The sequence below is a fragment of the Clostridium sp. AM27-28 genome (genome assembly GCF_003480955.1).
GTDB classification, from domain to species: domain Bacteria; phylum Bacillota; class Clostridia; order Lachnospirales; family Lachnospiraceae; genus Otoolea; species Otoolea fessa.
The window spans coordinates 228,260-242,013 of the sequence record NZ_QUJT01000003.1 but is presented as its reverse complement, the minus strand read 5'-3'; the positions used below and the strand labels follow the sequence as shown (position 1 = coordinate 242,013).

12 protein-coding genes and 1 other RNA gene are annotated in these 13,754 nt (G+C 47.2%); 12 read left to right on the top strand and 1 reads right to left on the bottom strand.

What is annotated here, in order from left to right:
• Positions 1-1,242 precede the first annotated feature (1,242 nt).
• The 5 genes from DW720_RS05545 (at position 1,243) to DW720_RS05530 (ending at position 3,527) form a co-directional block, all read left to right on the top strand.
• A complete protein-coding gene (locus tag DW720_RS05545; protein WP_118749337.1) occupies positions 1,243-1,620 on the top strand; it encodes a hypothetical protein in 378 nt (125 codons plus the stop codon).
• Entirely contained in the window at positions 1,620-1,742 is a 123-nt protein-coding gene (locus tag DW720_RS16130) for a CD1375 family protein (protein WP_270224045.1), read from the top strand. The genes DW720_RS05545 and DW720_RS16130 overlap by 1 nt, the downstream gene beginning before the upstream one ends.
• On the top strand, positions 1,739-2,227 hold the full coding sequence (locus DW720_RS05540) for a phage holin family protein (protein ID WP_118472282.1): 489 nt from the start codon (positions 1,739-1,741) through the stop codon (positions 2,225-2,227). The genes DW720_RS16130 and DW720_RS05540 overlap by 4 nt, the downstream gene beginning before the upstream one ends.
• Before the next feature lie 117 nt (positions 2,228-2,344).
• The gene (locus DW720_RS05535; RefSeq protein ID WP_118472283.1) at positions 2,345-2,668 is read left to right on the top strand and encodes a DUF4406 domain-containing protein; all 324 of its coding nucleotides are present in this window, start codon (positions 2,345-2,347) and stop codon (positions 2,666-2,668) included.
• Between the two features lie 4 nt (positions 2,669-2,672).
• Positions 2,673-3,527 carry a M15 family metallopeptidase gene (locus tag DW720_RS05530; RefSeq protein ID WP_118749336.1) on the top strand — a complete coding sequence of 285 codons (855 nt, stop codon included), beginning with the start codon at positions 2,673-2,675 and terminating at the stop codon, positions 3,525-3,527.
• A 233-nt stretch (positions 3,528-3,760) separates the two neighbouring features.
• Here DW720_RS05530 and ssrA read toward each other — a convergent pair.
• Positions 3,761-4,101, bottom strand: a transfer-messenger RNA (tmRNA) gene (gene ssrA, locus DW720_RS05525).
• Between the two features lie 469 nt (positions 4,102-4,570).
• Here ssrA and thrS point away from each other — a divergent pair.
• The 7 genes from thrS (at position 4,571) to DW720_RS05490 (ending at position 13,728) form a co-directional block, all read left to right on the top strand.
• Positions 4,571-6,508: a threonine--tRNA ligase gene (thrS, locus tag DW720_RS05520; RefSeq protein WP_118749335.1), complete on the top strand. Its 1,938-nt coding sequence runs from the start codon at positions 4,571-4,573 to the stop codon at positions 6,506-6,508.
• A gap of 355 nt (positions 6,509-6,863) precedes the next feature.
• Positions 6,864-7,178: a DUF1540 domain-containing protein gene (locus DW720_RS05515; RefSeq protein ID WP_107000017.1), complete on the top strand. Its 315-nt coding sequence runs from the start codon at positions 6,864-6,866 to the stop codon at positions 7,176-7,178.
• Between the two features lie 504 nt (positions 7,179-7,682).
• Entirely contained in the window at positions 7,683-8,177 is a 495-nt protein-coding gene (infC, locus tag DW720_RS05510; protein ID WP_107000016.1) for a translation initiation factor IF-3, read from the top strand.
• A gap of 37 nt (positions 8,178-8,214) precedes the next feature.
• Positions 8,215-8,412 carry a 50S ribosomal protein L35 gene (gene rpmI / locus DW720_RS05505; RefSeq protein WP_022358435.1) on the top strand — a complete coding sequence of 66 codons (198 nt, stop codon included), beginning with the start codon at positions 8,215-8,217 and terminating at the stop codon, positions 8,410-8,412.
• Positions 8,413-8,443: 31 nt separating this feature from the next.
• Positions 8,444-8,800, top strand: a complete 357-nt coding sequence (gene rplT / locus DW720_RS05500; RefSeq protein ID WP_022358436.1) for a 50S ribosomal protein L20 — start codon at positions 8,444-8,446, stop codon at positions 8,798-8,800.
• Positions 8,801-9,327: 527 nt separating this feature from the next.
• Positions 9,328-10,821 (top strand): oxaloacetate decarboxylase subunit alpha, encoded by a 1,494-nt coding sequence (locus DW720_RS05495; RefSeq protein ID WP_022358437.1) that lies wholly within the window; start codon positions 9,328-9,330, stop codon positions 10,819-10,821.
• Between the two features lie 372 nt (positions 10,822-11,193).
• Positions 11,194-13,728 carry an SH3 domain-containing protein gene (locus DW720_RS05490; RefSeq protein WP_118749334.1) on the top strand — a complete coding sequence of 845 codons (2,535 nt, stop codon included), beginning with the start codon at positions 11,194-11,196 and terminating at the stop codon, positions 13,726-13,728.
• Positions 13,729-13,754 lie beyond the last annotated feature (26 nt).

Here is a 13,754-nt window from a genome sequence, read left to right as displayed (position 1 = left end):
CTTTTGCCACGGACCTTCTAAACCGCGGAATGAGAATAGAGGAGGTTATGGTGTTGATGGGGCACACCAAGATTGAGACGACACTGATATACTGCAATATAAAACAGGACAATGTCAGAGAGTCTTATCGTAAATATGCAGCGTAGATAGGAGAGAAGAGCACCTTTTTAGGTCGGCAGAAATGGCGGCTTTTTTGTTGTACGCAAAAATAGGAGATAGGAGAGGGTAGGGGAATAAGTAATGGACGGTGGCAAAAATAGAGTAAGTTTTTCGCTATTAAATTGTTATTTAATAATAGATGAGAATATTTAAACTTAAGACCATGTAAGAGTATCCAAATTTAAATAAAACATCTTTCCATAACATAACCCACATACTATCCAATCAAATGCAAACCAAAGCATAGTACCACCAGTAGAGGGCAAGATTTCAGTATTCTTCCAATCAATATAGCCAACCCAACATTCATATTCTTGTTGACAAAGTGTTTTTATTACTGATAAATCTGTAACTTTGCCATAAAATTTAATTTTAATATCGCTATTTAACTTGCTACAAGTCTATTCCAGGATTCCCAAGTGGTCGGGGTGTAGTTTATGTTTCTTCGAAAATAAATAGCTTTGTCACTCGAATCGGTTGAAATGGCAAATTGCGTGATCCAAGCGGTCGAACTATTTCCAAGGTTGTTGGATGTGTTAAAGGTTATTATGATCCAATAGCCCTCAAACGGAAGATTTAAACCCGTTTTGCCTGTTTTGTAGATTCCACTCGCCAACATGTAATTAGTATTAGTGTGATATTGATATCTCGATTGAAAAGCAGCGCAAAAGCTATTTTCGCTACCACTTTCTTTTAGATGAGTGGAAGCCTCGCTATTTCATGGTAATTTGAAATTCATACTTTTTCCAAGTTGCTGTATCCGCATTGTAATTCTGAATGACACGCCTATTACCAATATAATGTGTATATTCTTGAGAAAGATATGCGCCTGGATAACCGGTTGACCAATAAACCACGAGTGTGAAAGCTTCGGTAAATGGACAGTTTTTTAAAGTTACTGCAGTAGCGTTACTGGTGCAACAATAGTATCCTGGGGTCTTGATAGTGTGCATATCAGTTCCGTTTTGTATTATAGTTCCACTATTCCGGGGCCACAGCTCGCTATTTTGTGGAGAGAACCAGAAATGATACATCATGCTAATATAAAATAAGTAAAACCTATTAATAAGGAGGAAAAATATTATGGATAAAATGATTCTCAAAGACAACACAACAGTCGAACTGCAGGCAGGAGCATCCCTGTCAGCGGTGACAGCCAAGTTTGACAGCAAGGATGCTATGCTGGAAACTTGGAAAACATTGACTCCGGAAAATCTGGCAGAAGTAAAATTCCAGAATGATGCTGGAATGACTGTCGGGACATATACGGACTTGGTTCTTGAATCTGAAACCTCGCGGGAAGTATCTGATGGCGTACAGACCACGTTTTCTTTCCGTGTGAAAACCGACACAGAGAAACGCTTGGATGCTCTGGAAGAGGGGCAGACAGTGCAGGACGAGGCGATCAGCGACCTGGGGGAAGCCACCAGCGAACTGGCAGAGAAAGAAGGTGTAGAGTAATGGGTGCGTTTTATGGGAAAAGAATCAGAAGCGGGAAAATGACACTGGAAGAGGTGCCGACTTACTGGAAAAAAGCGACTGAAAAATGGCTGAAAGAACATCCGGAGGAGGCGGAAAGATGAGTAGAAATGCGTGCGTAACAATGCAGATGCTGGCGACCGGATTGGTGGCCTACCTCAGCGACAAGCTGGGAGTTACTTTTTATTTGCTGGGGTTGCTTCTGGCTCTCATGGTGATTGATTATCTGTCCGGTATGGCAGCAAGCAGGGTAGAGGCGTTGGAGCATCCAAACGATAAGACTTATGGGTGGAGTAGCCGCAAGGGGGCGATCGGGATCGCCAAAAAAGTGGCTTATCTGTTTGTGATCGCGGTGGCGATGGTAATTGATTACGTTATTATCCAGACATCAAGTGTGCTGGGAGCATCGCTGCCTAATACGATGCTGTCATTACTGGTAACGGTCTGGTATTTACTCAATGAGGCATTGTCGATTACTGAAAATGCCGGGCGCATGGGAGCACCAGTGCCGGAATGGCTTGCAAAATACATAGCCGTCCTTAAAAACAAGATTGACAGCAAAGGCGAAAACGGAGACAACCATGCATAGAAGGAGGTGATCCGGATATCTCCCGCGGCAGCCTGGGTCATGGCTGCCATTGCGATATCGCAACAGGGCGGACCTAGTTCCGCTCCTTACATATTATAAAGAAAAGAGGACAAATCAATGATGAAAGCAATGTTATCTCAGCCGATGGCTGGAAAAACGGATGAGGAAATTATCGCAACCAGAGAAAAGGCGATCAAGGCGCTGGAGGCGCGGGGATACGAGATTGTGAATACCCTGTTTACAGATGAGTGGTACAACCGTGAAAACATGGAGAAACGCGGCGTGGTGCAGATCCCGCTTTGCTTCCTTGCAAAGTCACTGGAAAATATGTCTCTGTGTCATGCGGCGTATTTTTGTAAAGGATGGGAACAAGCGCGGGGCTGCCGGTTAGAGCACGAGGCGGCTGTAGCTTACGGTCTGACTGTTATTTATGAGGAGTGAGATTATGAGAGATATTACAGTATGCCATCCGCGTCTCCAGACCCTGACTGCGCAGCTCGTCGATAAGTGTGCCGGTGCAGGTTTGCCGATTAAAATCGGGGAATCTTTCCGGAGCGTCGCCGAACAGGACGCTCTGTATGCACAAGGACGCACGCAGCCGGGCAGTATTGTCACGAATGCAAAAGGCAGCAGCTACAGCAGTCAGCACCAGTGGGGCATCGCAGCGGATTTTTACCGCGCGGACGGAAAAGGCGCATACAATGAAGCAGGAGATTATTTCAAACGTGTGGGAGAGATCGCCAAGCAGCTGGGGCTTGCATGGGGAGGAGATTGGAAAAGCATCATAGACAAGCCACACGTTTACTTGCCGGATTGGGGCAGTGGAACGGGAATTTTGAAGCAGAAATATGGGACATTTGAGAATTTCAAAAAGACTTGGGCGGCGGAGGATGGAGCTGCAGCTTCACAGCCGAGCGCCCCGCAGGTATCGATCACCGATCTGAAAGAGGTAAAGAGCGGATCGCGCGGGTTACGCGTCCTGGCGTCGCCGACGCTTATTATCCGAACAGCCCCAAAAGGCACGGACACAGGCAAACGCTACACCAAGGATCAGCGCGTGCAGCCGCTCAACAAGTGCTTTGCTGACGGTGAACCGTGGATTCAGACCGCGGACGGTTGGATATCTGGCAAATACCTTGAAGGCTGGCTTTTACAGGATGGGCGCTGGTGGTATCTGCTGAGTGGTTACACATACCGGCATGATACGGTCTGCCGGATTGACGGGCAGGCGTATGCGTTTGATTCTGACGGCTGGATGATTACCGCGGATCGGATAGCTGCCGACGGACACATTAAATAAGAAGAAAAACTCCACGATATCATAAAAAAAACACAATATAAGCACATAGCAAAAGGACTGTTATCCCTTGAAAGTAAAGGAAAAACAGCCCTTTTTTCGTGTGATATTTCGTGTGATATTTACCCCGAAAAGGGGGTTCAAAATGCCGAAAATGGCATTCGCAAAGAAGTTCCTTAAAACACCGAGAACCCTTGTAAATAAAGGAGAAATCCAATATTTACAAGGGTTCCTGCGAGTGGACCAGACGGGAGTTGAACCCGTGTCCAAAAACCAATTCCCTGTTCTTCTACTATCATAGTCCGTTCTTTGACATTCCCTCTATCCTGCGGAAACGAACATCCTCAGAACTTCAGTAGTTCCTGATACGCCTGACAGTCCGGAACCCGCCTGTCATCGTTTCTCACATATTCGATGCCAGATTCTTAAAGTGTGAGTGCTCTAAGGCTGACAACTGCCAAATTAGGCAGCGTATGCTAATTTGTTGTTAGCGTTTAATTTTAAGTTTGCCATTTAACGCATCGCATGCGGATAGCTTCACCAGCTTCATGATCCCTGTCGAAACCGGTACTGGCCCTTATATTTAGATCCTTATTATCATACCATGAAAGAGGCGGTCTGTCAATGTAGTGAAAACTCAAGAGAAAAATATCTTGACAAAATAGAAACAGCTGATATAATCGAGACTGTAATGATGAACCAGAAACGGGTTTATCTATATAAAGAAAGTGTTGAGAAGACCAGTAGGATTGTGGAACTGGACAGAGAACGGCGTCGCAGGAAAAGCCTGAAATAACAGAGGCAGGTGGCTGTGGGTGGAAGCGTCGGACAGGAAAACAAATCTGAATACCAGCTTTGAATGTCCCTTAATCGGGAACGGTGATTCCGTTATCATCAGAATGAAGTGGAATCGATCCGAACGATCGATTCAATAAGGGTGGAACCGCGATTTATCGTCCCTTAGTCAGAAACATCTGGCTAAGGGACTTTTTTGGTTCTTCTGGTCAGGAAGCTTTTATTATTTCAGAACGAAAAGGAGAAAAAAGATGAAGATCACATTAAAAGATGGCTCTGTCAAAGAATATGCGAGCCCGATGTCCATCATCGACATTGCAAAAGACATCAGCGAAGGCCTGGCGAGAGTGGCATGTCTGGGTGAGGTTGACGGTAAGGAAGAAGATCTCCGTACCGTGATCGACCATGACTGTCAGTTAAATATCCTGACTGCAAAGGATGAGAAAGGTCTGGCAGCTCTGCGCCATACCGCCAGCCATGTAATGGCACAGGCTGTAAAACGCCTTTATCCGGAGACAAAACTTGCGATTGGACCATCCATCGCAGACGGTTTCTACTATGATGTCGATCCGGCTACCCCTCTGACTGCAGAGGATCTGCCGAAGATCGAGGCAGAGATGAAGAAAATCATCAAAGAAGCACTTCCACTGGAGCGCTTTACTCTGCCGAGAAATGAAGCGATCGAGTTCATGAAGGAGAAAGAGGAGCCGTACAAGGTAGAATTAATCGAGGATCTGCCGGAGGATGCAGAGATCAGCTTCTACCGTCAGGGTGATTTTACTGACTTATGTGCAGGGCCTCACATGATGAACACCAAGGGTGTTGGTAAGGCATTTAAGCTGATGAATCTGGCAGGCGCATACTGGAGAGGCAGCGAGAAGAACAAAATGCTGACCCGTATCTATGCGACCGCATTTGCAACCAAAGAGGATCTGGAAGCATACATCACAATGATGGAAGAGGCAAAGAAACGTGACCATCGTAAACTGGGCAAAGAACTTGGCCTGTTCATGATGCACGATGCAGGTCCGGGTTTCCCGTTCTTCCTGCCGAAGGGCATGGTACTGAAAAATACCCTGCTTGATTACTGGAGAGAAATCCATAAAAAAGCTGGTTATGTAGAGATTTCCACTCCGATCATCCTGAATCGCAAGCTCTGGGAGACTTCCGGACACTGGGATCATTACAAAAACAACATGTATACAACTGTGATCGATGAAGAGGATTACGCAATTAAACCAATGAACTGTCCGGGCGGCGTTTTGGTATACGCTTCTGAGCCACGTTCCTACCGTGATCTGCCGCTGCGTATGGGTGAGCTTGGTATCGTTCATCGTCATGAGAAATCTGGTCAGCTTCATGGTCTGATGCGTGTACGCTGTTTCACACAGGATGATGCACATATCTTCATGACACCGAAGCAGATCAAGGACGAGATCAAGGGCGTTGTACACCTGATCAACCAGGTATATTCCCTGTTTGGGTTCAAATATCACGTAGAGCTGTCCACCCGACCGGAAGACAGCATGGGAAGTGATGAAGATTGGGAGATGGCAACCGAAGGCTTGCGTTCCGCTCTGGAAGAGCTGGGACTGCCGTATGTGGTAAACGAGGGCGATGGCGCATTCTATGGACCGAAGATCGACTTCCATCTGGAAGATTCTATCGGAAGAACCTGGCAGTGTGGTACCATCCAGCTTGACTTCCAGCTTCCACAGCGATTTGAATTAGAGTACACCGGAGCAGACGGCGAGAAACATCGTCCGATCATGATTCACCGTGTTGTATTTGGTTCCATCGAGCGTTTCATCGGTATCCTGATCGAGCACTTCGCAGGTGCATTCCCAACCTGGCTGGCACCGGTACAGGTAAAGATTCTTCCGATCTCTGACAAATACGCAGATTACAGCAAGGAAGTTCTGGACAAGCTGACCGAGGCTGGCATCCGTGCAGAGATGGATACACGTTCCGAGAAGATCGGCTACAAGATCCGCGAGGCACAGACCCAGAAGATCCCGTACATGCTGGTTGTTGGACAGAAAGAGGAAGAAGAGAAGACTGTTTCCGTCCGCAGCCGTTTTGCGGGTGACGAGGGCGCAAGTAGTGTAGAGAGCTTCATCAAGTCCATCCAGAAGGAGATCGAAGAGAAAAACCTGCGTGAGACTGTGAAAGCAGACGAAGCTAAATAATTTTGAAAAATTAAAAAATCCGGCAGACGCATCTGTGAGATAAAATCATGGATGCGTTTGTTTTAGTTTGCACGAATAAATCCAAAAAAGAAGCAGATACTACTCCTGAATCTAAAAACCAGTAACTGTTCACAGGCAGGAATTTTCTGAACTGAAAATTCCGTACGATACAGTTCTGGTTGCCGATTTTGCCGATTTGGAATGCGAAGTATCGGTAAAATCCCGTTACTGGTCATACATGTGTGAACAGCAACGAAAACCATGACACATTGAAAAGTGTATCGCTGAAAAGTTTGACGGCTGGATGCCGGAGGAGACTTTCGGTGATGCATGTCAGAAAACAGGAGGAAAAATCATGACAAAACTGGATTGTAGTGTAACCGGATGTATGCACAATGCGGAAAACTGCTGCTGTAAAAATACCATTCTGGTAGAAGGAAAGACGGCGCAGGATAAATGCGATACCTGCTGTGGCAGCTTCGACGAGAAGAAAGGCGGCACATTCCGCAACCTTTTTAAAACACCGGAGAGCCGTCTCGAAGTAGAGTGCGAGGCAACGAACTGTGTTTATAATACAGACCGCCGGTGCAGCGCGGAACACATCGGAATCACCGGAGGCAATGCGACGGTTTCTATGCAGACGGAATGTTCGAGTTTCCAGAAACGGTGACTGGTGCGGTTTTCTTTTTTAATAGAAGAAAGCCTGCATAAGTATTCGAAATAAAAAATGCCGCCGGATATGGAAAATTCTGTCAGAAAAGAAGCAAAACCGGGCAGAGGTAATGATATCCGGCGGTAGTTTTTAGTATGTCCGTAAATGTATTTGCGTACGTTGCCGTCATTCGCGCAACGCGTGAACCATATTTAAAAATCATTTGTAAATCTTCTCAAAAATCTTCTCAAAAATCTCGAAAAAACCGGTTGACATTCCAAAGAAACCATAGTATACTAACAAAAGTTGTGAGGAAACAACTTCACGAAGACAGGAAAGCAGGTTATCTACCTCACCTCAGCACGAGCAAGTGACTGTGGGTTCATAAATTTGAGAAATTTCCTATATTGGATTTCCTATTATGAGTAAGTGGATGGTCTGTACTGTTCACTTATTTTTTTTTGACACTGAATCAACCAAAATCATCACATATCATGGGGGTGCACGACTATTAGCGAGTTAATGATTAACGAACAGATTAGAGACAGAGAGGTTCGTTTGATTGGCGAAAATGGAGAGCAGCTTGGAATCATGTCCGCAAAGGATGCTTACAAGTTAGCGAAAGAAGCGGAACTGGATTTAGTAAAGATTGCTCCGACTGCAAAGCCGCCGGTCTGCAAGATTATCGATTACGGTAAATACAGATACGAGCTTGCAAGAAAAGAAAAAGAAGCTAAGAAGAAACAGAAGGTAATCGAGATCAAGGAAGTTCGTCTTTCCCCGAATATCGATGAAAATGACCTGAATACCAAGATGAACAATGCGAGAAAATTCCTGGAAAAAGGCAATAAAGTAAAGGTTACACTTCGTTTCAGAGGTCGTGAGATGGCACATATGTCAAAGACAAAGTATATCCTTGACGATTTTGCAGAGAAGCTTGCCGATATCGCAGCCGTTGATAAACCGGCAAAAGTAGAAGGAAGAAGTATTGTACTGTTCCTTTCTGCGAAACGCTAGATATAAGGACATAACTATTATTAAGGAGGACTACACCATGCCTAAAATGAAAACAAGCAGAGCAGCTGCTAAACGTTTTAAAACAACCGGAACCGGAAAGTTAGTAAGAAATAAAGCTTACAAATCCCACATCTTAACTAAGAAATCTACAAAGAGAAAAAGAAATCTTAGAAAAGACATCGTTACTGATGCTACAAACAGCAAGGTAATGAAGAAGATTTTACCGTACTTATAAGATTCGAGGATTAAGAAGGAGGAAATAACCGATGGCAAGAGTAAAAGGCGGATTAAACGCTAAAAAGAAACACAATAGAGTATTAAAGCTGGCAAAGGGTTACAGAGGCGCACGTTCCAAACAGTACCGTGTAGCTAAGCAGTCCGTAATGAGAGCTCTTACAAGCTCCTACGCTGGTCGTAAAGAGAGAAAGAGACAGTTCAGACAGCTGTGGATCGCTCGTATCAACGCAGCAGCACGTATCAATGGTCTGTCCTACAGCAAGTTCATGTACGGCTTAAAGCAGGCTGGTGTTGAGATGAACCGCAAGATCCTTTCTGACATGGCTATCAACGATGCAGAAGGTTTCGCAAAACTGGCAGAGCTGGCTAAGTCCAAACTTGCGTAAGCAAAGAGCAGTGCGAAAAAAAGAAGCCACACACAGAAGCGTTGTGTTTACACAAAAGCGGCTGTGTGTGGCTTCTTTTTTTCATAGGGCGAATGCCCGACAGCGAGGAAAAACGAAGTTTTTTCGAGCTGCCGCACTGCGGACTAGAAAGAAGTGATCCATAGAAGCGTTGTGTTTACACAAAAGCAGCTGTGTGTGGCTTCTTTTTTTCATAGGGCGAATGCCCGACAGCGAGGAAAAACGAAGTTTTTTCGAGCTGCTGCACTGTGGACTAGAAAGAAGTGACCAAGAAACTTTTTTCCTCCAGCCGCCCCCACGCGGCGCAGAGGAAAGCTCCCTGACATCAGCAAAAATCACAACCCACATTTCCACGATATAGAATTTACTTATGAAATTATATTAAAAAAACTATCCAGAAATCGAGAAACTTGTGGTATAATGGATAAAAATATGGCTGTGAATTATTTAATCAGCCAGGTCGCAGATAGTTGACTCATAATAAAAGTGTATTGGGAGGTATCTTTAGAATGGCAAATGAAAAGAAAAAGCCGGTTAAGATCGTGGAAACTGTCCTTCGTGACGCGCACCAGTCTCTGATTGCAACCAGAATGACAACGGAGCAGATGCTTCCGATCATCGGAAAGATGGATGAGGTTGGATATCATGCAGTAGAATGCTGGGGCGGTGCGACATTCGATGCCAGCCTTCGTTTCCTGAAGGAAGATCCGTGGGAGCGCCTTAGAAAGCTGAGAGATGGTTTTAAGAAGACAAAACTTCAGATGCTGTTCCGTGGACAGAATATTCTGGGTTATAACCACTATGCAGATGATGTGGTAGAATATTTCGTACAGAAATCAGTTGCCAATGGTATTGATATTATCCGTATTTTTGACTGTTTAAATGATATCCGCAACCTGGAGACAGCGGTAAAGGCAGCCAACAAAGAAAAAGCACACGCACAGATAGCGCTGAGCTATACACTGGGTGATGCATATACACTGGATTATTGGAAAGACATTGCAAAGAGAATCGAGGATATGGGCGCTGATTCCCTGTGTATCAAGGATATGGCAGGTCTTCTGACCCCGTACAATGCAGAGATCCTTGTGAAAGCACTGAAAGAAGCAGTTGATCTTCCGATTGATATCCATACGCATTACACCTCCGGCGTTGCATCCATGACGTACTTAAAGGCAGTGGAAGCGGGCGCTGACATGATCGATACCGCGATGTCTCCGTTCTCGATGGGAACGAGCCAGCCGGCGACCGAGGTTATGGTTGAGACCTTCAAAGGTACTCCGTATGATACCGGACTGGATCAGGAAAAACTGGCGGAGATCGCAGATTACTTCCGCCCGATGCGTGAGGAAGCGTTAAAGAGTGGTCTGATGAATACCAAGGTTCTGGGCGTTGACATCAATACCCTGCGTTATCAGGTTCCGGGCGGTATGCTTTCCAACCTGGTTTCCCAGCTGAAAGAAGCGCGCGCAGAGGATAAATACTACGATGTCCTGAAAGAGATCCCGAGAGTCCGCAAAGACTTCGGTGAGCCGCCGTTAGTTACTCCGTCTTCCCAGATCGTTGGTACGCAGGCTGTATTAAATGTCCTGATGGGCGAGCGCTACAAGATGTTCACAAAGGAATCCAAGAAACTTCTGATGGGCGAGTTCGGACAGACTGTAAAGCCGTTCGACAAAGAAGTTCAGAAGAAAGCAATCGGCGATGCAAAACCGATCACCTGTCGTCCGGCAGATCTGATCGAGCCGCAGCTTGAGAAGATCGAGGCGGAGATGAAGCAGTGGAAGCAACAGGATGAGGATGTCCTGACTTATGCACTGTTCCCACAGGTAGCAAAAGAGTTCTTCGAGTCCCGTCCGGCAAAGAAACCGCCGGTTGAGAAACGTGAGATCCTGAAAGCGGCTGCGCCGGAAGTAAAGAAAGCACCGGTGTCCACTGAGGAGATGGATGGAAACGGCATCAATACCTGGGCTGGAAGAAAAAGCGAGTCTTACCAGATCTAAGCTAAAAAGAATTTAAGGATTTTGAGCCAAAAGGAGTGCCAGAATCGGTAGAGTGTACCGGGTTGGCACTCCTTTTTATGCTACTATGCATTCAAAAATCATGTATCCGGAAAACATTTCGAAGCCAACCTATACTGCTTCTAAAAATTAAGAAAATCTTACAATTTCACGCAAAGACCCCAAATTTTGCGAAGTTTTTTCGGTAAGGTTGACACATATGGTCTTTTTTCATTATAATAGATACGATTGTAAAAACGTGAAAAAGATGGAAAACAGTCGAGCGGCTGTCTGGAAATACGGCGGCAGACAGAATAAGAATTCCGCTGCGGGGGATGAATTGCAGAAAACGCAGCAGAATGAGGAGATAGACGGATGAAAAAATGGAAGTTATTGGGGAAACGGGCGGCGGCGTTTCTGCTGGGCGCTGTGATGGCGGTCAACCCAGGGCTGGCAGGTACTGCAGCAGAGTCTTTGCTGGGGATCGTTAGCTATGCGGAAGAGAGAACCGCGTCGGTCAATGCGACAAACCTGAATGTCCGGAGTGGTCCGGGCACTTCGTATCAGGCACTAGCGAAGCTGTCCAAGGGCGCACCGGTTACAGTACTTGGTGAGCAGACGGGAACGGATGGCGTCGTATGGTATCAGATACGATATAGCGGAAGCGGCGGTGAGCAGACGGGTTATGTTTCGAGCAAATACATAAAGTTTCCGACTGCGATCAAATCGGATTCGGATTTTGAAAGCTATCTGACAAAGCAGGGATTTCCGGAGAGCTATAAACAGGGACTCCGGGAATTGCATGCACAATATCCGAATTGGACGTTCACGGCGTTCCAGACGAATCTGGATTGGAACACAGCGTTGAAAAATGAAAGCGTGATCGGACGGAACCTGGTTGCGAGCAGCAGCATTTCGTCCTGGAAATCGACCGAGACAGGCGCGTATGACTGGGGAACCGGAACCTGGCCGGGCTTTGACGGAAGCTCCTGGGTACAGGCGTCTTCGGATATTATCGCCTATTATATGGATCCGCGGAATTTCTTAAATGATAAATATATTTACCAGTTCATGAAACAGTCGTATGACAGTTCGCTTCACACGAAGACGGGGCTGCAGAACATGGTGAGCGGAACCTTCCTTTCCGGCACGGTGTCGGGCGGATCGTCGGTATCGACCGGTACGGGAAGCAGTTCTGGAAGCTCTTCTTCCGGTTCAGCGACGGGACCGGGAAGTTCGTCAGGTTCGAGCGGAAGCAGCGCCGGTCTGTCGTCTCCGATTGCTTCGATCAGCGATCATAAGACGGAGCGGGTGGCAGCGACCAATGGACCGGGCATGGCGGGAGATGGATTTTCTTCCAACAATGCAGACGGGGAGACGGCGCCGGTCAGCAGCGGCACATCGAATAAGTCATCGGGGACAACCAGCAGCACGGCTGGAACCACCAGTGGCAGTACAAGCGCACCGGGAAGCAGCACAACCGGAACAACTTCTGGTTCAACCAGCAGCGGAAGAACAAGTGCACCGGGAAGTGGCACTTCCAGCAGTTCGGGAACTTCCACGGGAGTGGCGCAGCAGTCTGCAATCGGTACTTCCTATGTAGATATCATCATGAATGCGGCATCCGAATCGGGAGTCAATCCATATATTCTGGCGTCGATGATTCTGCAGGAACAGGGCAGCCAGGGAACCGGACGCAGTATTTCCGGAACGGTGTCCGGCTATCAGGGATATTATAACTTCTTTAATATAGAGGCATATCAGTCCGGCTCGATGAGTGCGGTAGAACGCGGACTCTGGTGGGCATCCCAGTCGGGAAGCTATCTGCGCCCGTGGAACAGCATCGAGAAATCGATCCGCGGCGGTTCAGTTTATTATGGCGAGAATTATGTGAAAAAAGGGCAGGATACGCTGTACTTAAAGAAATTTAATGTGCAGGGCAGCAACCTTTATAAACACCAGTACATGACGAACGTGCAGGCGGCAGCTGCCGAAGGACTGACACTTTCGAAGATCACGGCATTGGCAAATACAACACTTGAGTTCTCGATTCCGGTGTATAAAAACATGCCGGCGGGCGCCTGCGTCAAACCGACGCTGGACGGCAGCCCGAACAACAAGCTGTCGGCGCTGGGTGTCGATGGATTTGCACTGACACCGACCTTTAACCGAGATACAGAGTCCTACGATCTGATCGTGGATCCATCGGTGGCAAGCGTGACGGTAGCAGCGAGCGCGATTGATTCCAAGGCAACGATTGCCGGAACGGGAACGGTCGATCTGCAGAGCGGTGTCAATGAGATCACCGTGACGGTCAAAGCGGCAAATGGAAATCTGCGAAATTACGTCCTTCACGTAGTGCGCCAGTCGGGCGGTCCGACCTACTCAAGCTCGATTGGAAGCGGCGTTTCCTCTGGAAGCAGCTCTAGCGGTCCGGCGACGGGACCGGGCATGTCTTCAGGAAGCAGTTCAGGAAATTCTTCCTCCGGCGGTTCGGATGTGCAGATTGTCGGTCCGACCTCTTCGGGAAGCAGTTCAGGAAGCTCTCCTTCCGGGCAGTCCGCACCGGGATCGAATGTGAATGGATTTGGGAGCGGCAGTTCCGGAACCCTGATTGCGCCAAATGGGGAATCTGTCGGGAGCGCCGGCAGTCCGCAGGGGAGCCAGTCGCCGACCGGCGTGGCGGCACCATCCCAGTCCACATCGGGAACGCATGCGGCATCGTCGGTGCGCGGGGATGTCAACGGCGACGGTAAGCTGAACATCATGGATATCCTGCTGGCACAGCGGTCGATACTGGGACTTGGAAAGTTAAGAGCGGAAGAAATCGCGCGCGCCGACCTCAATGGAAATGGAAAAGTAGATATTTTGGATGTTCTTCTGATGCAGAAGAAGATTCTGGGACTGTAGGGATATTTCACGTACCTGCGGCTGGT